The organism is Streptomyces sp. NPDC054849 (assembly GCF_053610945.1).
Genome location: NZ_JBSGZI010000025.1, coordinates 58,877 through 79,779, shown reverse-complemented (window position 1 = coordinate 79,779; position 20,903 = coordinate 58,877). Strand labels below are relative to the sequence as shown.

Annotated in this window: 20 protein-coding genes; 12 read left to right on the top strand and 8 right to left on the bottom strand. The window is 72.6% G+C overall.

Annotated features, from left to right (window positions below; genetic code table 11):
- Window positions 1–130: 130 nt before the first annotated feature.
- Entirely contained in the window at window positions 131–706 is a 576-nt protein-coding gene (locus ACWGIF_RS14355) for a GNAT family N-acetyltransferase (RefSeq protein WP_453496146.1), read from the bottom strand.
- Between the two features lie 60 nt (window positions 707–766).
- Window positions 767–1,189, bottom strand: coding sequence for a VOC family protein (locus ACWGIF_RS14350; RefSeq protein WP_453496143.1), 423 nt, complete (start codon window positions 1,187–1,189; stop codon window positions 767–769).
- 393 nt (window positions 1,190–1,582) lie between these two features.
- Between ACWGIF_RS14350 and ACWGIF_RS14345 the strand changes: the two genes are divergently transcribed.
- Together ACWGIF_RS14345 and ACWGIF_RS14340 are read left to right on the top strand one after the other, a co-directional pair.
- Window positions 1,583–2,815, top strand: coding sequence for an FAD-dependent oxidoreductase (locus ACWGIF_RS14345; protein ID WP_453496141.1), 1,233 nt, complete (start codon window positions 1,583–1,585; stop codon window positions 2,813–2,815).
- 339 nt (window positions 2,816–3,154) lie between these two features.
- Entirely contained in the window at window positions 3,155–6,133 is a 2,979-nt protein-coding gene (locus ACWGIF_RS14340) for a TIM-barrel domain-containing protein (RefSeq protein ID WP_453496138.1), read from the top strand.
- A 7-nt stretch (window positions 6,134–6,140) separates the two neighbouring features.
- On the opposite strand, the gene ACWGIF_RS14335 is transcribed toward ACWGIF_RS14340, so the two are convergent.
- Entirely contained in the window at window positions 6,141–6,671 is a 531-nt protein-coding gene (locus tag ACWGIF_RS14335; protein WP_453496135.1) for a DUF6817 domain-containing protein, read from the bottom strand.
- A 182-nt stretch (window positions 6,672–6,853) separates the two neighbouring features.
- Between ACWGIF_RS14335 and ACWGIF_RS14330 the strand changes: the two genes are divergently transcribed.
- The 7 genes from ACWGIF_RS14330 to ACWGIF_RS14300 all read left to right on the top strand — a co-directional run bounded on the left by ACWGIF_RS14330 (window position 6,854) and on the right by ACWGIF_RS14300 (window position 11,554).
- Window positions 6,854–7,762, top strand: coding sequence for a LysR family transcriptional regulator (locus ACWGIF_RS14330; protein WP_453496132.1), 909 nt, complete (start codon window positions 6,854–6,856; stop codon window positions 7,760–7,762).
- Window positions 7,763–7,921: 159 nt separating this feature from the next.
- Window positions 7,922–8,173, top strand: coding sequence for a DUF6158 family protein (locus ACWGIF_RS14325; RefSeq protein WP_453496129.1), 252 nt, complete (start codon window positions 7,922–7,924; stop codon window positions 8,171–8,173).
- Between the two features lie 256 nt (window positions 8,174–8,429).
- On the top strand, window positions 8,430–8,552 hold the full coding sequence (locus ACWGIF_RS14320; RefSeq protein ID WP_453496126.1) for a hypothetical protein: 123 nt from the start codon (window positions 8,430–8,432) through the stop codon (window positions 8,550–8,552).
- A gap of 94 nt (window positions 8,553–8,646) precedes the next feature.
- Complete coding sequence (gene rpmB, locus ACWGIF_RS14315; RefSeq protein WP_453496123.1) at window positions 8,647–8,883, top strand: 50S ribosomal protein L28; 237 nt, start codon at window positions 8,647–8,649, stop codon at window positions 8,881–8,883.
- Window positions 8,883–9,188, top strand: a complete 306-nt coding sequence (gene rpsN, locus ACWGIF_RS14310) for a 30S ribosomal protein S14 (protein ID WP_453496120.1) — start codon at window positions 8,883–8,885, stop codon at window positions 9,186–9,188. The genes rpmB and rpsN overlap by 1 nt, the downstream gene beginning before the upstream one ends.
- Before the next feature lie 224 nt (window positions 9,189–9,412).
- On the top strand, window positions 9,413–9,994 hold the full coding sequence (locus ACWGIF_RS14305) for a TetR/AcrR family transcriptional regulator (protein WP_453496117.1): 582 nt from the start codon (window positions 9,413–9,415) through the stop codon (window positions 9,992–9,994).
- Window positions 9,995–10,030: 36 nt separating this feature from the next.
- The gene (locus ACWGIF_RS14300; protein WP_453496114.1) at window positions 10,031–11,554 is read left to right on the top strand and encodes an MFS transporter; all 1,524 of its coding nucleotides are present in this window, start codon (window positions 10,031–10,033) and stop codon (window positions 11,552–11,554) included.
- Here the strand turns inward: ACWGIF_RS14300 and ACWGIF_RS14295 are convergent.
- Window positions 11,517–12,896, bottom strand: a complete 1,380-nt coding sequence (locus ACWGIF_RS14295) for a tetratricopeptide repeat protein (RefSeq protein WP_453496111.1) — start codon at window positions 12,894–12,896, stop codon at window positions 11,517–11,519. The genes ACWGIF_RS14300 and ACWGIF_RS14295 overlap by 38 nt on opposite strands.
- Before the next feature lie 138 nt (window positions 12,897–13,034).
- Between ACWGIF_RS14295 and ACWGIF_RS14290 the strand changes: the two genes are divergently transcribed.
- On the top strand, window positions 13,035–14,423 hold the full coding sequence (locus ACWGIF_RS14290) for a M64 family metallopeptidase (protein WP_453496108.1): 1,389 nt from the start codon (window positions 13,035–13,037) through the stop codon (window positions 14,421–14,423).
- A gap of 201 nt (window positions 14,424–14,624) precedes the next feature.
- On the opposite strand, the gene ACWGIF_RS14285 is transcribed toward ACWGIF_RS14290, so the two are convergent.
- The 3 genes from ACWGIF_RS14285 to ACWGIF_RS14275 all read right to left on the bottom strand — a co-directional run bounded on the left by ACWGIF_RS14285 (window position 14,625) and on the right by ACWGIF_RS14275 (window position 16,967).
- On the bottom strand, window positions 14,625–15,437 hold the full coding sequence (locus tag ACWGIF_RS14285) for a DUF1206 domain-containing protein (protein WP_453496105.1): 813 nt from the start codon (window positions 15,435–15,437) through the stop codon (window positions 14,625–14,627).
- Window positions 15,438–15,721: 284 nt separating this feature from the next.
- A complete protein-coding gene (locus tag ACWGIF_RS14280; protein WP_374777933.1) occupies window positions 15,722–15,910 on the bottom strand; it encodes a DUF6381 family protein in 189 nt (62 codons plus the stop codon).
- A 259-nt stretch (window positions 15,911–16,169) separates the two neighbouring features.
- A complete protein-coding gene (locus ACWGIF_RS14275) occupies window positions 16,170–16,967 on the bottom strand; it encodes a VOC family protein (protein WP_453496102.1) in 798 nt (265 codons plus the stop codon).
- A 190-nt stretch (window positions 16,968–17,157) separates the two neighbouring features.
- Between ACWGIF_RS14275 and ACWGIF_RS14270 the strand changes: the two genes are divergently transcribed.
- Both ACWGIF_RS14270 and ACWGIF_RS14265 read left to right on the top strand, forming a co-directional pair.
- Window positions 17,158–18,135 carry an isopenicillin N synthase family dioxygenase gene (locus ACWGIF_RS14270; RefSeq protein ID WP_453496099.1) on the top strand — a complete coding sequence of 326 codons (978 nt, stop codon included), beginning with the start codon at window positions 17,158–17,160 and terminating at the stop codon, window positions 18,133–18,135.
- An 83-nt stretch (window positions 18,136–18,218) separates the two neighbouring features.
- Window positions 18,219–19,430, top strand: coding sequence for an alpha/beta hydrolase family protein (locus ACWGIF_RS14265; RefSeq protein WP_453496096.1), 1,212 nt, complete (start codon window positions 18,219–18,221; stop codon window positions 19,428–19,430).
- A gap of 20 nt (window positions 19,431–19,450) precedes the next feature.
- Here ACWGIF_RS14265 and ACWGIF_RS14260 read toward each other — a convergent pair whose 3' ends face one another.
- On the bottom strand, window positions 19,451–20,770 hold the full coding sequence (locus ACWGIF_RS14260) for a sulfite oxidase (RefSeq protein ID WP_453496092.1): 1,320 nt from the start codon (window positions 20,768–20,770) through the stop codon (window positions 19,451–19,453).
- Window positions 20,771–20,903 lie beyond the last annotated feature (133 nt).

The window sequence follows — 20,903 nt, the reverse complement described above, 5'->3', positions numbered from 1 at the left end:
CTCCGGCATCTCCAGCACCTCCAGCACATCGGCCGGGGTGGCCGGCGCCCGGGAGATCAGGCGCTTGCGCCGTGGCGACGGTGGCAGTCGGCACAGGCCGGCACACGGTGCGGGGCGCGCTCGCCTCAGCTCATCGAGCGGGGAGGTCCGTCGCCAGGCGGGCGTGGAGTTCGACGTCGTAACGCTTGTCGTCGTAGGAGAGTTTCTGTCGTTGCCGTCCCTCCACGGAGAAGCCCGCAGCGCGAGCGACGTGGCAGGAGGCGGGGTTGTTGACGCGATGCCCCAGCTCCAGCCGGAAGAGTTCCGCGTCGTGGAACGCCCAGTCTGCGAGCGCGCGGCAGGCCAGGGAGGCCACGCCCTTCCCGCGTGACGCGGCCGTCGTCCAGTAGGACACCCACCCGGTGGAGTGCCGCCGGTTCACCGCGCCGACCGACACGTGCCCGAGCACCGTGTCCTCACCGTCGGCCACGGCGAAGGCGAAGGCGGCACCGGCCGCCCAGTCTTCGCCGCGCTCGGTGATCCACCGCTCGGCAGCCTGGGCCGAATCCACCGGCACACTGGCCTGACCGCGCATCAGGGGGTCGGCAAAGGCCGTCATCACCGACACGGCATCCCCAGGTGCCCATCTACGCAGCACCAGGCCTGAAGAAACATCGACGCGATCTCTCACGGCGCCGAGTCTTCCCGCCCAGCAGAGCGCTGTCATCTCGTTTGTCCGCGACCTCGGCGTTCAGCGGCGGCCCGGCGTGAGGGCGGCCTGATCGGCTCAGGTCACCGGTTCGCCGATGCCCAGCAGGTTGCCCTCGCTGTCACGGAACCAGGCGCCGCGTTCGCCGCGGGCACCCTTGCTCGGGTAGTTCCCGTCGATCTCGGCGATTGCGTCCCCCGTCTTGAATCCCGGCACGTCGACGTCTTCGAACACCACCCCATGCCGCTTGAGCTCCGCGACCACGGCGGTGAGGTCGTCGACCTCGAAGGCCATCTGCGTGAACGTGCCGGGTGAGGTCCCCGTGGACCGGAACAGCACGAACTCCGCGCCCCCACACCGGTACAGCAGACCGCCGGGTCGTTCGTCGACTGGCTCCAGACCGAGCCGCTCCGCGTAGAAACGCCGCGCCCGTCCGAGATCCCGGGCGGGAAGCCTGGTCGCCACGCGCGCCCCGGCCAGGTGGCTGCCGCTCACGTTCATCCTCCCAGTGTGCCGCGTGCCCCGGCCGCAGACGGGCAGCCGACGCGCGACACGGCGGGGTGGCCGGCCCTACGTCATGGGCCGAGCCTGCCCGTCCCGGACGTTCGGGGCGTACGTGGTGCGGGGCCGGGCCGTTCGCCGGCCATCCCCCTGGCTCGCCGGGGGAAAGGACCGATCCGGATCGTGTCGTGCCGTCAGGCGCACGGAACCGGTCGGCGCGAATCTTCTTCGCCGTCCGCGCGACAGTCGTACAACGGGCAGCCCGGGCGGGCGCCTGTTGCGGTAAGGCGCACGTGACGCGCGCCCCAGGCGCCTCCGATACCGGTTCCGCCGCCCCCGGTGCGGTATACGTCCCCTGGGGCTCACCCGACCCCCGCGAAGGGAGTGGTTGCCATGGAGCGGACGACCTGCTGCGTGGTGGGAGGCGGCCCGGCCGGAATGGTCCTGGCGCTCCTTCTCGCCCGCGCCGGCGTGGACGTGACGGTGCTGGAGAAACACGGCGACTTCCTGCGGGACTTCCGGGGTGACACCGTGCACCCCACCACCCTGTCGCTCCTGGAAGACATCGGCCTCGCCGAACGGTTCGCCCGGCTGCCCCAGCGCCGCGTCACCACGGTGCAGCTGCCCCTCGGGCCGGACCGGTCGCTGGTCACCGTCGGGAACATCGGGGCGCTGCACGGGAAGTACAACTACATCGCCATGGTGCCCCAGTGGGACCTGCTCGACCTCCTCGCCGACGAGGCGGGCCGGGAACCCTCCTTCCGCCTGCGCATGGACACCGAGGCGACCTCCTTCCTCATCGAGCGCGGGCGGGTCACGGGCGTGCGCTACCGCACCGCGGACGGCGGCACCGGCGAGCTCAGGGCCACCCTGACCGTGGCCTGCGACGGCCGTGGCTCACTGGCCAGGGCACTGCCCGAACTCGGACTGGAACACTTCCCATGCCCCATGGACGCCTGGTGGTTCCGCCTGCCGCGCCGCGAGGACGACCCCAGCGGCCTCGTGGGCGGCCTCGGGGACCGGTTCTTCACCGCGCTCATCGACCGCGGGGACTACTGGCAGTGCGCCGCGCTCATCCCCAAGGGGACCGACGCCGAGCGCCGCGCCGAAGGTCTGGAGCGCTTCATGACCCGGTTCACGGCCGCCGCCCCCTGGCTGGCCGACCGAGGCGACGCCGTCACCTCCTGGAACGACGTGAAGCTGCTCGACGTACGGCTCGAGCGCCTGCGCCGCTGGCACCGCCCCGGGCTGCTGTGCATCGGCGACGCCGCCCACGCGATGTCACCCGTCTTCGGCATCGGCATCAACCTCGCCGTACAGGACGCGGTGGCCGCGGCCCGCTACCTCGTGCGCCCGCTGCGCGAGGGCGCCGTGGGACTCCGCGACGTGCGCCGCGTGCAGCACCGGCGCTGGCCCACCACCGTGGCCACCCAAGGGCTCCAGCGCCTCGCCCACGCCCAGGTCATCGAGCCGCTGCTCGCGGGCGGCACCGCGTTCGGCGATCCCCGGCGGGCCAAGCGGATCACGGAGCTCGTCACCGAATCACGGTGGCTGAACCGGATCCCGGCCTACTTCATCGCGTACGGGGCCCTGCGCGAGCGCCCCCCGGGGGAATCGCTCCGCTGAGCGACCACCCCGGCAGGAGGCGCCGGGACGGGTCACCGGCCGAGGGCCGCATCGACCATCGACGACGAAACAACGGCGGCAGCCGCCTCTGCGCCGCCCCCTGCGGTCCGGGCCCGGCCCAGGGCCGCGCCGAAGACGGCTGCGGCCCCCGGACACCTACCGACGGCGCCTCTCTGGGACCGCGGGCGCTGAAGTCCGGCTGGCAGCGATCGATGCTCAAAGCTGCTTGATTACGGCCGACTTCGAGCAGCATCCTTCAAACGAGCCCCTCCGGGCGCTATCTTGCCGGGAGCATGCCAAGGAGCTGTGTCCGTGATCGGACCGCACGAGGAGCTGCCCATGAGACTGCCGAGCCTCCGCAACGGCCAAGATCGCCAACGCCCCCAACGCCCCCAACGCCCCCAAGGCAACCAAGGCCGGCCAAGCCGATTAGGCAGCCGAGCGTGCGCGGCGCAGCGGCGTCGGCGCAGGCCGGCCGCCGCCCTTCTCGCCGCCGCGCTCGCCGTCGCTGGTCTGGCCGCCGCCGGACCGCTGGCCCCTCCGGCCACCGCGGCCCCCGCGGGCCTCACCGCCACCGCGGGCAACGTCACCGGCTTCACCCAGTCCGGCAACACCTTCACCATCACGGCCTCCGGCGGGGCCAAGGCCCGCGTCGTCGTCGCCCGCGCCGACATCTTCCGGCTCTGGCTCTCGCCCGACGGGACCTTCACCCACGACCCGGCCGGCTCCGACCTCGCCCCCACCACCGACTTCGGCTCCGTGGCCAGGTCCGCCTCCGACGCCGGCGCGTACTACCGGATCACCACCGGAGCCCTCTCCATCCGGGTCAACAAATCGCCCCTCCGGTTCTCCGTCTACCGCGCCGACGACACCACGCCCGTCTGGCAGGAGACCAGGCCCACCAGCTGGACCGGCAATCAGACCACCCAGTACCTGGCCCGGGGCGCGGACGAGCAGTTCTACGGGACCGGCCTGCGCCTGGGCGCATGGGCGCTGCGCGGCAGCACCGTCCCGATCGCCGTGGACAACAAATGGCGCGAGAACGACAACGCCAGTCCCGCCCCCTTCTACATGTCCACCCATGGCTACGGAGTCATGCGCAACACCTGGGCCCCCGGCTCCTACGGCTTCAACGCCCCCACCACCCTCACCCACGACGAGAAGCGCTTCGACGCCTGGTACTTCACCGGAGACTCGCTCAAGTCCGTGCTGGACGCGTACACCGACGTCAGCGGAAAGCCGTTCATGGCGCCGATGTGGGGATTCGAACTCGGCAACGCCGACTGTTTCAACGCCTCCAACCCCGACTACCAGGGCGATCACAACCGGCCGCGGCACCAGACCACCCCCGACGTCGTCGGCTACGCCACCGACGCCCGCGCCGCCGACATGCCCTCGGGCTGGTTCCTGCCCAACGACGGCTACGGGTGCGGCTACACCGCACCCCTCAAACCGACGGTCGACGCCCTGAAGACCAAGGGCTTCCAGACCGGCCTCTGGACCTCCACCGGCCTCGGCTCCATCGCCGACGAGGTGGGCAAGACCGGAAGCCGGGGCGTGAAGACCGACGTCGCGTGGATCGGCAGCGGCTACAAGTACGCCTTCGACGGCGTGCAACAGGCCGTCGACGGCATCGAGAAGAACTCCGACGCCCGCCGCTTCGTCTGGACCGTCGACGGCTGGGCGGGTACCCAGCGCAACGCCGTCGTCTGGACCGGCGACACCCACGGCACGTGGGACGACATGCGCTGGCACGTCCCCGCCCTCACCGGAGCGGGCCTCTCCGGCCTCAATTACGCGGCAGGCGACATCGACGGCATCTTCGGCGGCAGCCCCGAGACGTACACCCGCGACCTCCAGTGGAAGGCCTTCACCCCGGCCTTCATGACCATGTCCGGCTGGGGCGCGGCCAACCCGTCCGCCGGCTACCAGGACAAGCAGCCCTGGCGCTTCGCCGAACCGTACCTCTCCATCAACCGCAAGTACCTGCAGCTCAAGATGCGGCTGATGCCGTACCTCTACACGATGAGCCGCGTCGCCCACGAGACAGGCGTTCCCAGCACCCGCGCCATGGTCCTGGAGTACCCGGACGACCCGGTGGCCCGTGGGAACCTCACCAGCGGCCAGTTCATGGCCGGCGACTCCCTCCTCGTCGCGCCCGTCGTCTCCGACACCTCGGTGCGGGACGGCATCCACCTTCCCGCCGGGACCTGGACGGACTACTGGACGGGCACGACGTACGCGGGCCCGGGCCGGCTGAACGGATACCGGGCGCCGCTCGACACCCTGCCGCTGTTCGTCAAGGGCGGCGCCATCGTGCCGATGTGGCCGCAGATGAACTACACGGGGGAGAAGCCCGTCTCCACCCTCACCTACGACATCCACCCACGCGGCGCCTCCTCCTTCAGCCTCTACGAGGACGACGGCCTCACCCGCGCCCACCAGTCCGGCGCCTACGCCCGCCAGCGGGTCGACGTCACCGCCCCGGCGACCGGCCCCGGGGATGTCACCGTCACCGTAGGAGCCTCCGCCGGCAGCTACGCCGGCAAACCGGCCGCCCGCGGATACGAGTTCACCCTCCACGTGGCCTCCGCCCCCACCGCCCTCACGGTGGACGGAGCCGGCGCGCCGCGCCTCAGCTCCAAGGCGGCCTACGACTCCGCCGCCTCCGGCTGGTTCTTCGACTCAGCCGACCGCTCCGGAGTGCTCTGGGTCAAGACGGGTGCAAAGGCGGGCGCCTTCTCCGTCTCGGCCACCGGCACCAGCATCCCCGCGGCCGGGGCCCTGCCCTCCTCCACCCCGCTCGACCCGTCGGCCTGGTCGCTGGTCCACGCCGACAGCCAGGAGACCAGCGCCGAGAACGGCGCCGCAGCACGCGCCTTCGACGGCAACGCGGCCACGATGTGGCACACCGCCTGGTCTTCCCCGAACCCCACCCCGCTTCCGCACGAGATCCAGATCGACCTCGGTGCCCGCTACGCGTTGGACGGCTTCGGCTACCTGCCCCGCCAGGACGGCGGCGTCAACGGCCGGATCGGCGGCTACGAGGTCTACGTCTCCGACACCACCGCCGACCGGGGACCACCCGTGGCGAGCGGCACTCACGCCGACACCGCTGCCGCCGAGACCACCGTCCTCTCCCCGAAGACCGGCCGCTACCTCCGCCTCAGAGCCCTGACCGAAGCGGGCCGCGGCCCCTGGACCAGCGCCGCCGAGATCACCCTCACCGGCCGCCCCGCCCCGCGGCCGGCCGACGCCACCCTCACCCGCGCCGCCAGCGACAACACCCCATCCCAGCGCTTGACCTTCACCCCCTGATGCCCACTCAATCGCCGAGCACGGCCTGGCACTCCCGCCAGGCCTGCTCGCTCAGCAGACCCCGGAACCGGCCGAACAGGGAGAGGAGTTCGCCACCCCACGCCTGCCGGAAGGCGGGATCGACCCGTGCGAGGTCGAGTTCGTTGGCCGCCGAGAGCTCGGCGAAGTCCCGCCGCAGGTGCACGGCGGGGGAGTGGACCCGTCCGGTGAACCGGTCCCGGTAGGCAGCCTCCTCGCAGGCGAACGTCGGGTACGACGCCGCGCGGTCGCAGGCCGCGTAGAAGTACACGATCGCCTCGGCCTCGTCACCGATCACCTCGGCCAGCCCGGCCCGCCCGTCGAGCGGCAGCAGGGCGGTAGGAAAGCCGTCCGTCCCGTAGAACGCGTGGCACAGGCCCGCCCGTTGGAGCGCGGGCCGAGCACCCCAGGACGCGAGCAGTCCCCGTACGCGTTCGAGGTGGGCGAGAAGGGTCCCCCCGGGGTGAGCGAGGTCCTGCGCCCCGAGTTCCCACAACCATGCGACGGCGCGATCCGACACGGGCACTCCCTCGGGATCGTGGTGGTGGGTCGACACCCGTCCCCACCTTTCGCCGGGGGTCCGGACCCCGTGGCGAAGGCGGGGACGGGTTGCCGCCCGGGCCCTGCTCCGATCTTGATCTCCTTCAAACCCCAAGTCAATCCTCGGGTTTACTCGCCACACCCAAGCGATACCTTGGCTCCATGACCCTCGACGATCTCCGTGTGTTCGTGGCCGTCTGCCGCGCAGGCAGCCTCAGCGCCGTCGCCCGCGACCTCGGCTGCACCCAGTCGGCCGTCAGTCAGCACGTCCGCCGCCTGGAGAAGGAGACCGGCGCGAGCCTTCTGGAGCGCCACGCCCGCGGTGTCGTCCGCACCGAGGCCGGCCGCATCCTACAAGCCGCCGCGGCCGACGGCATCGCCGGCCTCGACGGCGCCCTGCGTCGCGTGGACGACCTCGTACGGGGAGGCGGCGGCTCGGTGCGTGTCACCACCGGCGCGACGACCGTGCGGCACTTCATGTCCGAGGCCGTCGTCACCTTCCGCCGGCTCCACCCCGACGTGAGCCTGGAGTTCCAGACCGAGAACTCCAGCCGCAGCTGCTTCGACGCCCTGGCAGCCGACGACCTCGATCTCGCCTGGATCACCATCGGGGGCCCGGTCCGAGGCATCGAACAGCGTCCCGTCATGGAACTGCCGTGGGTGCTCGCGGTCGGCGCCGACGACCCCCTCGCGGCCCGCACCCGCATCGACCCCGCGGACCTCGCCGGCATCCGCCACATCCGGCTCCCGGAGAACTCCGCCTCCCGCGCCCACCTCGACGCCGCCTTCGCCGAGTCCGGCCTCCGCGTACGCTCCGACACCAGCGTCGCCGACTGGGACACCGCGCTGCTGCTCGCCGAACTGGGGCTGGGGCACGCAGTCGTGCCCGCACTGCCCGGTTGGCAGGTACCCGGCTCCGACGGTCCGCTGCGACTCGTGCCCATCCCCGCCCTGCCGCCCCTCGCGGTCGGCTGGGCGGTCCGCCGCTGGGCCGCCCTCGCCCCGCCGGCCCTCGTCTTCGCCGACGAGGTGGCCCGCAGCTGCCGGGCGCGCGCGGCCGGGCGGCAGTGACTGTCGACCAGCAGGAGTGGACAGTGTCTACTGGATGTGGTGGCCAGGACGGGGACGGCTGCGGAGGACGCGCGGCGCGGCGCGGAGGATGATGATGGAGTGGGCGGGGGGTGTGACGCCCGAGTCCCCACCGGGACCGGCGGAGGAGGTGCACGTGCCATGACCGAGCACGACGGAGGTCCGGCGGCGCAGAACCTGGAGGAAGGCCGGCTGCTCAAAGAGCTGGAGGCCATCCACCGCACGCGCCACGAGACCCTGTTGCACGGGTCCGACGATGCCCTCGTCACCCACACCAAGCGGATGAACGAGCTGGAGCACGAGTACGTGCGCCGCCATCCGCAGCGGGCGCAGACCGCCTCCCGCACCCGCTCGGGCGCCCGCGCCCGCAATCCCGGCGACCAAGAGGAATGACCCGCGTGATCATGGGGTGCTCTGTTCCTTCGCCCGCGAGGTGATCTTTTGACGAAGGTGGCACTGCGGCCCTACGCAGTGTTGCCTCGGCAGTGCGACGAACTGGCACGTCCTGGCCTCCCGGGGGGCGCATGGGGAAGGGCACTCTGATTGATCTGCCCTCACGGCCCGTGTCCCGCCCCGCGCCTTCGGCAGGGCCCTCCCCGAGCCCCTGGGTCTCCCCTTCGACGCCCTCCTCGTCGTTCGTGACGGGGACATGATCCGGGAACAGACCCTGTACGGCGTGGCCGTGGGACCGATCGGCCTCGACGCCCTGCGCGGGGGCGGATTCATCCTGCACTGCTGGTGCTCTTCGGACCGGCGCGAAGATCTGGCGTGACGATCGGGCGTACCGCGGGCGAGTCATGAGGCTAGGATATGGGAACGATTTCCATTATCGATAACGCGGGCCCCCGCGAGAGGCAGGTAACACCTTGTCCGCCCACTGTCAGCTGACCGGCGCCCGGCCGGGATTCGGCAACAACATCTCCCACTCGCACCGGCGCACATCGCGCCGCTTCGACCCCAACATCCAGCGCAAGAGGTACTGGCTGGCGAGCGAGGGGCGCTACGTGCGCCTCACCCTCAGCGCGAAGGCGATCAAGACCGTCGACCTCATCGGCGTCGAGGGCGCCGTGGCGCGCATCAGGGCGCGCGGGGTGAAGGTCTGATGGCGAAGAAGAGCAAGATCGCCCAGAACGAGAAGCGCAAGGCGGTCGTCGAGCGGTACGCCGCCCGGCGGGCGGAGCTGAAGGAGGTCGCCCGGCGGCCCTCCTCGACGCAGGCCGAACGCGCGGCAGCGCTTGCGGAGTTGCGGCGCCAGCCGCGCGACGCCAGCGCCACCCGGGTGCGCAACCGGGACAGTGTGGACGGGCGTCCGCGCGGACACCTGCGCAGGTTCGGCCTCTCCCGCGTCCGGATGCGCGCGCAGGCCCACGCCGGATTCCTGCCGGGGGTCACCAAGTCGTCCTGGTGACGGCCCGTGCCATAGCGGACGAGGCCGGCCCGTACTCCTTCGAGGGTGCGGGCCGGCCTCTATCCGGTTCCGGCTGCTTCGGTGCGGCCCGACCCATGGGGGAGTCCGAGCGAGTCGCCCGCCGGGGCGATGGTGCTGATGGCTCGCTCGACGCCCCACTGTCATGGGTCAGCTTTGCCTCGAATGAGACAAATTTGTATCGTTCGATGCGAAGGAGGCTCACCATGGTGCACGAAGAAGAACTGCTGGACGGCGCCGCCCGCGTCCTCGCCGGCGATCACAGCGCATCGATGGTGCAGATCGCCGCCGGCATCGGGACCAGCCGCGCCACGCTCAGCCGGCGCTATGCGACGCGCGAAGCCCTGCTGAAGGCCGTCGCGGTCCGGGCGATCGAGGTGGTCGACGGCTGCCTTGCCCCGCTCGACCTGGCCGAGGGCGCCGACGGGACCGCCTTCGACACCGCCCTCGAGGAACTGGTCGTCTCGCTGATGCCCGCCGCACACCTGTACGGCTTCACCTCGCGGGACGCCACCGTACTCGCGGACCCGGAATTCCGGGCCGGCGTGGACCGGCAGGACCAGCGGGCGCTGGCCTTCCTCGCCCTCGGCCAGCGGCTGGGGCGGCTGCGCGCCGACCTGCCTCCCTACTGGATCTGGTACTCGCTCTGGGGACTGCTCGACGCGGCCGCCGAAGGCGTGCGCGACGGCCACCTCGCCCCCCGCCAGATCGGGCACCTGGTCCTGACGTCCTTCCTCAGCGGGACGCGGCCCGGAGCGCAGCCGCCCGCCGGCGCCCCGGCACCCTGACCCGCCCTCCACCGTGCACACCCTGAACGGAACCTCATGCACACCCCCGCGCCGGACCCCCGCAGGTGGATCGTCCTGGCGATCCTCTCCGGCAGCCTCCTGCTCATCTCCATGGACACGACGATCCTCAACGTGGCCTTCCCCTCGCTCGTCGGCGACCTCCGGCCGGGCGCCGTACAGCAGCTGTGGATCATCGACGTCTACGCGCTCGCCCTGTCCGGCCTGCTGGTCACCGCGGGGGCGCTCGGAGACCGCTGGGGACGCAAGCGGCTGCTCATGGCCGGCTGCGGCATCTTCTCGCTGGCCTCGCTCATCGCCGTGTTCTCCACCGAGGCCTGGCACCTGATCGCCGCCCGCGCCCTGCTCGGCGTCGGCGGCGCGGCCATCATGCCCTCCACCGTGTCGATCCTGCGCACCGTCTTCACCGACGCCGGGGAGCGGACCTTCGCGTTCGCCGTCTGGGCGGCCGTCTTCGGCGGCGGCATGGCCTTCGGACCGGTCGTCGGGGGGCTCCTGGTCCAGGACCACGGCTGGCACTCCGCCTTCCTGCTCAACCTCCCCGTCGCCGCCGTCATCGTCGCGGCCGGCCTGCGCTACCTGCCCGAATCGCGTTCCCCGCGCAGCACCGGCAGATGGGACTGGTGGGGTGTCGGCCAGTCAATCGTCGGCATGCTCGCCCTCGCAGGCGGCATCAAGCAGCTCGGCAAGAGCGGAATCGCCGACCCGCTGCCCTGGGCCCTGCTCCTCGTGGCCGCCGTCGCGCTGACCGTCTTCGTACGCCGCCAGCTGCGCCTGGACAACCCGCTCCTGCAGGTACGGCTGTTCGCCAAGCCCGCCTTCAGCGTCGCGGCCACCGCGATCTTCCTGCCCATGGTGGGCATGGGCGCCATCCTGTTCCTGGTCACCCAGTGGTTCCAGTACGGCGAGGGCTACACCCCGTTGGAAGCCGGGGTACGACTCCTGCCGGCCCCTCTCGCGCTGATCGCCGCCTCGATGGTGGCCCCCGCGCTGATGCAGCGCTTCGCGATCCGGCACGTGCTGGGTGCCGGACTGGTCGTCCTGGCCGCCGGCATGGCGCTGCCCTGGACCTTCCAGCAGTTCACCGACCTCGGCTACCCGGCCTTCGCGGCCGCCCTGACCGTGATGGGCGCGGGCGCCGGTATCGCGACCACCGTGGCCTCGGTGACCCTGGTCTCCGCCGCGCCCGCCGCCGAGGTCTCCAGCGCCGCAGCCATCGAGGAGACCTGCTACGAGCTCGGCTCGGCCATGGGCGTGGCCGTCCTCGGCTCCACGGCGGCCGCGCTCTACCGGGGCAACCTTCCCGCCCTCGACCTTGACGGCCCCACCGCCGCCGCCGTGCGGGACTCCGTCGGTGAGGCGGCGCACACCGCCGAACGACTGGGCGGGGCCGTCGGTCAGGCCCTGCTCGACACCGCATCGCACGCCTTCACCCTGGCGATCACGCCGGCGTTCCTCATGGCCGCAGGGCTCGCGGTCGCCGCGGCGGCCACGAGCTGGGCGCTCATTCCTCGGGACCTGCGGCCCACCGAGAACCACTGACCTGGGCGGGCCGCTGCGCGGGCGTGACGGGCGCCGGGCCCAGGGTGGTCGTACCCGGCGCCGCCCGGTGGCCCAGGCCCGTGCGGTACGCGTCCATCGCCGCCTCGACCCGGCCCGTACGCCGCAGCAGGTCGCCCAGCAGTCGGCACAGATCGGCCAGGTCGCCCGTCGCCCCGCTGCGTTCCAGCAGCGCCAGTGCCTGGACGTAGTGCTCCTCGGCGGCTTCCGTCTCACCGCGTTCCTCGGCCATCAGGCCGAGGAGCCGGTGCGCACCGCCCGCGTGCACGGCGCCGTGGCTGTCGCCCAGTTCCAGCAGGGCCGAGAGCAGCCCGGCGGCCTCCTCGTACCGGCCCAGCTGCCTCAGTACGTCCGCCAGCTCGACCTCCACCTGGGCGGTGTACAGGCCGGCGCGGCGAGCCGACAGCATGTCCCTGGCAGTGCGCAACTCCTTCTCTGCCGACGCGAGTTCGCCGTTCTGCGCCTGGACGTAGCCACGCATCCAGTGGCAGTGCGCCAGATCGGTCCGCAGTCGCAGCTGCCCGTAGATCGTCTGGGCCTTGGCGAGGGAGGCGTCGGCGTCGGCCACCCGCCCCTCGGCGAGGAAGGTCCGGGCCACCTGCCGGTGCATGCCCGCCACCAGCGCCGGGTCGCTCACCTGCGGAGCCAGCGCGAGCGCGAGTTCGGCGGCGTGGGCGGCGCGGGCGTGGGCGCCCATGTCGATGTACGGCCCGATCACCGCGGCGTACAGCAGGACCAGCGCCTCGGGATCGGCCAGCCCGCTCGCGCCCAGCTCGTCGATGGTGGATTCGAGCAGGTAGCAGGCGTAGCGCAGTTCGCCGGCGAGCAGGTGCGCGACGGCGCGGCCGCGGATCGGGCGGGCCCGGCGTGTGAGCGGCTCGTCTGCGAGAAGGCGCTCGGCCGCCTCGAAGTGGGCGATCGAGTCCTGCAGTTCACCCGACTCCAGCGCGCATTCGCCGAGCCCGAGCCGCGCCTCGGCCTGTTCGGGTACGAGCTCGAGGTCCTCCGCTTCGGCGAGTACACGCCGGTAGCGCCCGGCGGCCTCGTCGGCCGCGCCCGACGCGAGCGTCTGCTGGGCGTCGGTGAGAGCGAGCCGCAGCTCGGTGGCCAGGTGGGCGGGACGGCCGGTGGCCAGCTCCTCGTACGAGGTGCCCAGGCGCGCGGCGAGGAAGCGCAACGCGGTCTCGGAGGGGCGGACCTTGCCCGACTCCAGGGTGGAGATGTAGGCCGAGGTGTATGAGGGGTCGGCCAACTGTCTTTGAGTCAGCCCGAGTTCACTGCGCATACGCTGAACCCTGCGGCCGATCCGGGCCGGTTCGTCCATGGAAACCCCCTGGTTGCTCGAACTCCCCAGTATTCAGCGGGGGGAGGCATTGCGCACGCCCCGCGCGACCCCTAGTTTAAGCAACCACTTCACTGCAGTTATCACGCCACTTAACTTCCTTTCCTGGGGGAGGACTTCATGGATCCAGTCAGACGTCCGGCCGGACGTCCGGCCATCCGCCCGTCCGTCCGTCCGGCGCTGCGCGCAGCGGTCGCGATGGTCTGCGCGACCGCCGCGCTGGTGGCCGCCGGGCCCGCGGACGCGGTCGGTACGCCCCAGCCCGTGACCCGGGCGGAGGTGGAGGTCGAGATACCGGGGCCCGAACAGGGCGGCGAGGCCGGATCAGGACACGCCCGCGTCCCGGCCGCGGGCGGCCCCGCGAAGACCGCGGGCCGGCTCTCCGAAGCCGAGCGGGCGGCCGACGGCGAGGTCACCAAGATGATCGACAACGGCTCCACGGCGGACCGCCTCGACGTCGTCGTCATCGGTGACGGCTACACCGCCGCCGAACTGGCGAAGTTCCACAGCGACGCCGAGCAGAAGTGGGCCGAGGTGACGGCCGTCGAGCCCTACACGACGTACCGCGGCCTCTTCAACGTCTGGACGGTCGACGCCGTTTCCCACGACTCCGGCGTCTCCGGCGACCCCGACCCGGCCACCGTCCGCGACACCGCCCTCGGCTCGTACTTCTGGTGCGGGGACATCGAGCGGCTGCTCTGCATCGACCAGCCCAAGGTCGACGCGTACGTGGCGAAGGCTCCGGAGGCCGACCTGGTCATCGTCCTGGCCAACAGCGCCAAGTACGGCGGAGCGGGCTACAACGAGCCCAGCGCCACCCTCGGTTACGAGGGCATATCGACGGCCTCGGCGGGTCATGCGAAGTCCGGCCAGGTCGCCATCCACGAGACCGGCCACTCACTGGGCAAACTCGCCGACGAGTACTTCTACCCGGGCGTCCCGGACTACGAGAAGTACACCGGTCCCGAGCCCGCCGAATCCAACAGCTCCGCCCTGTCCGCCGAACGGATGGCGGCGCAGCGGGCCAAGTGGCACCGCTGGCTCGGCGAGGAGTCGCCCGACGGTGGCACGGTCGGTGCGTACGAGGGCGGCAACTACTTCGTGAGCGGGCTGTACCGGCCCACCGACAATTCGCTCATGCGGGTCCTGGGCAAGCCCTTCAACCTGCCCGGCGTCGAGTCGATGATCGCCGGGTTCTATCAGCACGCGCGGATCGTCACCCCGCTCACGCCGACCGACCGCACCCTGCGGTTGCGGCACACGGCGAAGGCGGCCGTGCCGAGGCTGGCGGGGGCCGACGGCCGGCAGCTCGTGGTCCGGTGGTACCTCGACGGCAGGGAGCTGAAGCGGTTCGAGGGCCGCACCGAGGTGTCGGTGGCGGAACTGTGGCTCTTCGACCTCCGGACGCACCGCCTGTCGGTCACGGCCGAGGACCGTACGCCGTCGGTGCGCGACCCGAAGATCGCCCGCACGCTGCGCTCGACGACCGCATGGACGGTCCGGCTCTGAGGCATCGGGATCCTGCGGCGTCCGGGTCCTGGCATTTCGGGATCTCGCCCTACGGGCCCGAGTCCGAGGGGACCGGTCCGACGGGTGCGGGCCCGACAGGTCCGACAGGTCCGGGGCCCGACTGCCCCGGACCAAGGCGCCCGGGGCGCCCGGCGCGGAGGCGGTGACCGCTTTCCGGGCCGGCGCCCCGCCCGCCGCTCGTCACACCCGGGGCCAGCGGGCCATCGCCCAGGAGAACAGTCCGAACAGCATGAGCCCGGCGGCGACCAGCACGAGCAGCCACGGTCCCGCCGGGGTCTGGGCGAAGGCCCGGAGGGTGTCGTCGACGCCCTTCGCCTGGTCGGGGTCGTAGCTCAAGGCCGCATAAACGATGAAGGCCCCGGCCGCCGCGAAGACCGCGCCGCGGGCGACGCCGCCGGTGACGCCGAGGAAATCAACCGCCTTGCGGGCCCCTTCGGAGGCCTGGGCCATCGCCAGGTGCTTGCGGAACTTTCGCAGGGCCGCCCGGACGGCGATCACGACGCCGCCGACGGCGATCCCCGCTCCGATCGCTCCCACCCACCACGGGCCGCCCGGCAGGTCCAGCACCTTGGACGTCACGTCGCGCGACTGTTCGTCGCCGGACCGCCCGCCGCCGGTTCCGGCCGCGAAGGACAGCACCGAGAACGCCACGACCCCGTAGAACACGGTCCGGGCCGCCGCCAGCAACCGCTTGGAGGCCTTGTCGCCATCCGGTCCGGCCGCGCCGAACACCACCTCGGACAGCCGCCACAGCATCATGCACACGAGGCCGATTCCGACGGCCCACACGAGGAATCCGCCGAGGGGCTTCTCCGCGAGCTCCTGCAGCGCCCCCGTGCGGTCCGCCTCCTCCCCGCCGCCGCCGAACGCCACACGCAGCGCGAGCACCCCGACGAGTACGTAGAGCACACCGCGTGCCGCCAGTCCGCACCGGGCCGCCACCTTTCGTCCCGTACCGCCCCGGGACCCGGTCCGGGCGCCCTCGCGTGCCATGCGGCGGCCCACGTCGAGTCCGGTACCGCCCGGGGGCCCGCTCCGGGCGCCCTCCCCTGCCACTCGGCCACCCATGAGGATCCGCCCTTCCGCTCTGCCGGCGCGGCTTGCAGGCGCGTATGCGCCGCAGTCCGTGCCGAACGTCTCCCCGCGCGGCTACCCGGGCGCCACCTCTCCATGCCCCGCGGCCCGCTGTGCGGGAGGAGCGCACCGGCCGGTGTCCGCTGCGACGGGGGATCGCGGCGGCCACCGGCCGGTGACACGGGGGAGTGGGGAGGGCGGGGCTACATGGGGTCCATGCCCCGGTCGTCCATACGACCCTCCTGCTCGCTCTGCTCCTGAAGGCGGCGGGCCTTCTCCTGCAGCCGTCGGCGCTCTTCCGGGTCGGTGGACCGCTCGGCCGCATCCTTGAGTTCCTGGGCCTTTGCGCGCATCTGCTGGGACCGGCCGCGGGACTCGCCTGAAACGCTCATGATCGCTCCTTGCTTCTGTGGGGGGAGAGCGGGCGGATCCAGCGAACCAGCACCGCCGCACGCCCGCATCTCGAACCGTCACCGAGTGTGACCCGTCTCGCGCGGCCGTCACCGGACGCCGGAGCCGCCCGTCCGGAGAGCGTGTGGGGTGAGCCCGCCCCCTCTCGTCCCGTCCTGACCCGCGCCGCCCTGCTCCGCGCCGCCCCGTGCTGCTCCGCGCCGCCCCGCGCTGCTCCGCGCCGCCCCGCGCTGCTAGGGCTCAGCCCGCTTCCGCCCCGAGCGAGGTGGTGAGGGCGAACAGGGCGCCGTCCGGGTCGCGGAGCGTCACCCACCGCTCCACGGCGTTCGAGGTGATGTCGGAGACGGTGCGCCCGCCGAGCGCGACGGCGGCCTCGATCGCCGGCCCGAGCTCGGGCACGCGGAAGTGGACGTGCCAGCGGGGCCGGGTGTGCGGGGAGTAGGAGGCCACCTCGACGGGGCCGCTGTTGAGGCGGGCGACGGGTTCGCCGTCCTGCCGCAGGACGACCAGGTCCTCCTCGTACGCGACCTCGCAGCAGCCGGGCCGCTCGGTGGCCCACTCCAGCACCGCGCCGTAGAACATCGCCGCGTCGAGGGCGTTCCTGGTGCGCAGTTCCAGCCAGGCAGGCGCGGGGCCCTTGCCCACCCGCCAGTCCGCGGTCACGTTGCCCTCCCAGATCCCGAAGACGGCGCCGTCGGGGTCGGCGACCAGTGCGGCGCGGCCGCCGGATTCGAAGGAGACCGGACCGACCGCGATGGTGCCCGTCCGCTCTCGGATGCGGTCCACCGCCACATCGGCGTCGTCGACCGCGAAGTACGGGGTCCACGCCGCCGCGACCGCGAGGTCGGCGGCCAGCGCTCCGATGCCCGCCACCGGGACACGGTCCAGGTACGCCACCGAGAAGGCCTCGCCGAGGCGGGCCGGGCGGAACCTCCAGCCGGCGACCGCACCGTAGAAACGCTGGGCCGTTGCGAGGTCGCGGGTCACCAGGCTCACCCAGCACGGCGCCCCGAAGACCTCCCTCGTCGAAATCTCCACCGCTCGCTCCGTCCCCTGATGAGCCCCTCGGACTCATTCTGGTCCTTTTCATGACGATCTTCGCGCCCGACGGCGTTGCACGCCTACGGAAGGTGTCCGAGAATCACGCTCCGTGCCACGTCTTCCAGCGGCGTGCGGCGATAACCTCGATTCCGGACGCCACCCCGCAGCCCCGGAAGGCAGGTCTCCCATGGCCCGTTCCCAGGTCCCCGTGATCGATCTCGGGCCGTGGCGGTCCGGCGACCCGCAGGAGCGTGCGCGTACGGCGGCCCGCGTCGACGAGGCGCTGAGCGTGGCGGGATTCCTGCTCGTGACCGGGCACGGCGTGGACCCCTCGCTGCCCACGCGGATCCGGGAGGCGGCGCGGCAGTTCTTCCGGCTGCCGCCCGCAGCGAAGGAGCCGTACGCCGTCACGGTCGGCGGCCGCGGCTGGCTCGGCCCCGGGGCGGAGGCCAACAGCTACGCCGAGGGGACGGCCTCACCACCCGACCTCAAGGAATCCTGGTCGTTCGCCGCGGACGAGCCCACCGGAGTCCCCTCCGTGGACGCCGAATGGTTCAGGCCCAACGCCTGGCCGGCCGAGGTGCCGGCGTTGCGGCCGCCGGTGACGGAGTACCTGGGCCTGATGCGCGCCCTCTCCGACGAGCTGCTGGAACTCCTGGCCACTGCCCTCGGGCTTGCCGAGGACCACTTCACACGCCACACCTCACACCCCACGTGGGGATTCAACCTCAACTGGTATCCGGGCACCGAGGTCGTCGGCCCGCCGCTGCCCGGCCAGTTCCGCATCGGGGCGCACACCGACTTCGGCACGGTCACCGTCCTCGACCGGCAACCGGGCGCGGGCGGGCTCCAGATCCACACCGACGCCGACGGCTGGCAGGACGCCCCCTACGACCCGGCGGCGCTGACCGTCAACATCGGCGACCTGATGGCCCGCTGGACGGGCGACCGCTGGCGCGCGGGCCGCCACCGCGTCCTGCCCCCGCCCGCCGACACCCCGGCCGAGGAACTGATCTCGCTCGTCTACTTCTACGAGTGCGACCCGCACACCCGGGTGGAGTCCCTCCCCGCCCCGGTCGGCCGGATGGTGCACGAGCCCGTCGACTCGCACGCGTACCTGCGGGGCCAACTCGACGCGATCAGCGTGCCTACGACTTCGGAGTGACGGGGAGGATACCTCCAGAGGCGGACGGCTGATCCATCCGAGAGCTGACGCTTCGCCAGGAGCGCGTGCATAGCGTTCTGTTCATGAACAGTCGCCGCACCGCAGCCTCCTTGGCCCTGCTCGCCCTCCTCGTACCGCTTCCGCTCGCCGCCGCGGGCACCGCGGTCGCGGTCGAGCCCGCGTCCACCTCCGTGCCAGCCTCCGCCTCCGCCCCTGCCTCCGTGCCCGCGTCGGTGACCGAAAGCCGCCGGGCGGACGTGGAACTGCCCCGCCCCACCGGCCGGTTCGCAGTCGGCCGGGAAGACCTGCACCTGGTGGACCACAGCCGCACCGACCCCTGGGCCGAGTCCGGGCCGCGCGAGCTCATGGTCACCCTGCGCTATCCGGCCCGGCGCGACACCGGCCGGACGGCGCGCTACCTCACCCCGGAGGAGGCCCGGCTGCTGCTGGTCGACCGTGGGCTGGACCAGGTGATCCCCGTCGAGACCCTGACCGGCGTCGCGACCCGCTCCCGGACCAACGCCCAGCCCGTCGGCGGCCGGTACCCGCTGATCGTCCTCTCCCCGGGCTTCACCGTCCACCGCGCCACCCTCACCGCGCTCGCCGAGGACCTCGCCTCCCGCGGCTACATCGTCGCCGCGGTGGACCACGCGTACGAGAGCGTGGGGACCGCCTTCCCCGGCGGCCGCGTACTGCAGTGCCTGGCCTGCGAGAAGACCGAGGCGGCGGGCAGCATGCGGGCGGTCACCGACACCCGCGCCCGCGACGTGTCCTTCCTGCTCGACCGTCTCACCGGACGCCACCCGGCCTGGCGGCACGCCGGACTCGTCGACGAGAACCGGATCGCGATGGCGGGCCATTCCATCGGCGGCGCCTCGGCGGCCACCGCGATGGCCGCCGACCGGCGGATCCGCGCCGGGATCAACATGGACGGCGCATTCGCCACACCCCTCCCCGCGACCGGCCTCGGCGGGCGCCCCTTCATGCTGCTCGGTGCGCAGGAGCGGGGCCCCGGCGGCAACCGGAGCTGGGACGAGAGCTGGCCCCTGCTCGACGGCTGGAAGCGCTGGATCACCTTCGCCGGCTCCGGCCACTTCACCTTCTCCGACTTCCCGGCGATCGGAGAACAGCTCGGCCTGCCCGATCCCGAAACCCCGCTGCCCGGCGCCCGCTCCGTCGAGCTGACCAGGCGCTACGTCGGCGCCTTCTTCGACCAGCACCTGCGCGGCACGCCGCAGCCGGTCCTCGACGGTCCGTCCTCCGACGCGCCGGAAGTCCGCTTCCACACCCCTTGAGGGGTGCCCGGGTGCCCCTCTCAGACCACCGTCACCGGGTGGCGCACGACCGCGTCGAAGAGGTAGCCCTCCGTGTTGTGGACGGACATCTCGGGCTGCGTCCGCCCGGTCGCGTCGGTCGCCCGGGCCAGCAGCGACGTCGCACCCTTCGCCCGCGGGGTCCACGGCACCGACCAGCGCACCCAGCCGCCCCGGCGCGGCGCGTCGTGCAGTCGGGCCGGCCGCCACCGGCCGCCGCCGTCGGTGCTCACCTCGATGCCGGTGACGGGGGCCGCGGCCGACCAGGAACGGCCGGTCAGCAGCAGCGGCCGGTGTACGGGAACGGTGGCCCCCAGCGCCAGCTCGAAGGCGCTCTTGAGGGTCTGCCGGGTCAGCGGCGCGCCGCCGCCGACCGGGTGCTCGGGCCCGAACAGCCGGTACATGTCGGTGTTCCACGGCGAGTACAGCGGCGCGGCGCTCACCTCGATGTCCCCGACCCACTTGATCGAGGAGATGCCGACCCAGTTCGGTACGACGAGGCGGACCGGCCCGCCGTGGTCGGGCGGCAGCGGCTGCCCGTTCATCTCGTAGGCGAGCAGGACGTCGTCCAGCGCCTTCGCGACCGGCAGCGGGCGCCGCACCCGGCCAAGGTTCACCCCGTTCGCGAGCACCTCGTCGTCCAGACCGCGCGGCAGGACGTCGACGGCGCCGCGGGTGACGCCCGCCAGCCGCAGGACGTCCGACAACCGCACGCCGCGCCAGTGGGCGACGCCGATCGCGCCCAGGGTCCAGGCGGTGCCGTTCACCGGCTGGCCCTGCTGCGTGGCGTAGAAGCTGCGGCCGTTGCCGGCGCACTCGATGAACAGCGTCCGCTCGGCCGTGGGCAGGGCGCGCAGCCGCTCGTACGAGAACTCCACCGGGCCGCCGGCGAGCCCGTCGCCCCACACCTTCAGCCGCCATCCGTCGGCGTCGATGCGCGGGGTGGCGGTGTGGTTGCGCACGAAGAACCGGTCGATCGGGGTGAGCTGGCCCGTGCCGCGCAGCGCCGCGAAGTTCGTCTCCGCGTTGGTGCCGCGGAGGGTGAACAGCTCGGGCGGCAGCGGCTTGACGGTGCTGGGCGCCACGGCCGGGACCGGTGCGTTCGCCGGGCCAGTCGGACCTGTCGGACCTGTCGGACCCGGGCTCGTCGCGGCCGAGGCCGTCCCGCCCGCGGCCACGCCCAGCGATCCGGCGGCCGTCCCCACCGCGAACAGCTTGAGCAGGTCGCGGCGGTCCACGCCGGCGGACCGGGCCCGGCCGCGCGCCCACTGCCGCAGGCGCGTGCGGTCGTACTGGCTCTCGTCCGACAGATCGAGCGGCATGGCAGGGACACTCCTTCGTCGCGGTCTCCCACGGACCGTAGGGTCCGGGGGCGGGCCGCGGAAGCCTTCCCATGGTGATGGCCACGAACCTGAAACACCGGCGCAATGGCCGATTACCGCTGGTCGGCGGATT

What these genes read in the sequence shown, in the direction of transcription:
- ACWGIF_RS14285 (WP_453496105.1), bottom strand. Translation starts at nt 15,437, where the DNA reads ATGGCACGCGAGGGCGCCCGGACCGGGTCCCGGGGCGGTACGGGACGA.
- ACWGIF_RS14330 (WP_453496132.1), top strand. Translation starts at nt 6,854, where the DNA reads ATGACCCTCGACGATCTCCGTGTGTTCGTGGCCGTCTGCCGCGCAGGC.
- ACWGIF_RS14295 (WP_453496111.1), bottom strand. Translation starts at nt 12,896, where the DNA reads ATGGACGAACCGGCCCGGATCGGCCGCAGGGTTCAGCGTATGCGCAGT.
- ACWGIF_RS14270 (WP_453496099.1), top strand. Translation starts at nt 17,158, where the DNA reads ATGGCCCGTTCCCAGGTCCCCGTGATCGATCTCGGGCCGTGGCGGTCC.
- ACWGIF_RS14320 (WP_453496126.1), top strand. Translation starts at nt 8,430, where the DNA reads ATGATCCGGGAACAGACCCTGTACGGCGTGGCCGTGGGACCGATCGGC.
- rpsN (WP_453496120.1), top strand. Translation starts at nt 8,883, where the DNA reads ATGGCGAAGAAGAGCAAGATCGCCCAGAACGAGAAGCGCAAGGCGGTC.
- ACWGIF_RS14265 (WP_453496096.1), top strand. Translation starts at nt 18,219, where the DNA reads ATGAACAGTCGCCGCACCGCAGCCTCCTTGGCCCTGCTCGCCCTCCTC.
- ACWGIF_RS14305 (WP_453496117.1), top strand. Translation starts at nt 9,413, where the DNA reads ATGGTGCACGAAGAAGAACTGCTGGACGGCGCCGCCCGCGTCCTCGCC.
- ACWGIF_RS14260 (WP_453496092.1), bottom strand. Translation starts at nt 20,770, where the DNA reads ATGCCGCTCGATCTGTCGGACGAGAGCCAGTACGACCGCACGCGCCTG.
- ACWGIF_RS14355 (WP_453496146.1), bottom strand. Translation starts at nt 706, where the DNA reads ATGACAGCGCTCTGCTGGGCGGGAAGACTCGGCGCCGTGAGAGATCGC.
- ACWGIF_RS14290 (WP_453496108.1), top strand. Translation starts at nt 13,035, where the DNA reads ATGGATCCAGTCAGACGTCCGGCCGGACGTCCGGCCATCCGCCCGTCC.
- ACWGIF_RS14340 (WP_453496138.1), top strand. Translation starts at nt 3,155, where the DNA reads ATGAGACTGCCGAGCCTCCGCAACGGCCAAGATCGCCAACGCCCCCAA.
- ACWGIF_RS14345 (WP_453496141.1), top strand. Translation starts at nt 1,583, where the DNA reads ATGGAGCGGACGACCTGCTGCGTGGTGGGAGGCGGCCCGGCCGGAATG.
- ACWGIF_RS14350 (WP_453496143.1), bottom strand. Translation starts at nt 1,189, where the DNA reads ATGAACGTGAGCGGCAGCCACCTGGCCGGGGCGCGCGTGGCGACCAGG.
- ACWGIF_RS14325 (WP_453496129.1), top strand. Translation starts at nt 7,922, where the DNA reads ATGACCGAGCACGACGGAGGTCCGGCGGCGCAGAACCTGGAGGAAGGC.
- ACWGIF_RS14300 (WP_453496114.1), top strand. Translation starts at nt 10,031, where the DNA reads ATGCACACCCCCGCGCCGGACCCCCGCAGGTGGATCGTCCTGGCGATC.
- ACWGIF_RS14280 (WP_374777933.1), bottom strand. Translation starts at nt 15,910, where the DNA reads ATGAGCGTTTCAGGCGAGTCCCGCGGCCGGTCCCAGCAGATGCGCGCA.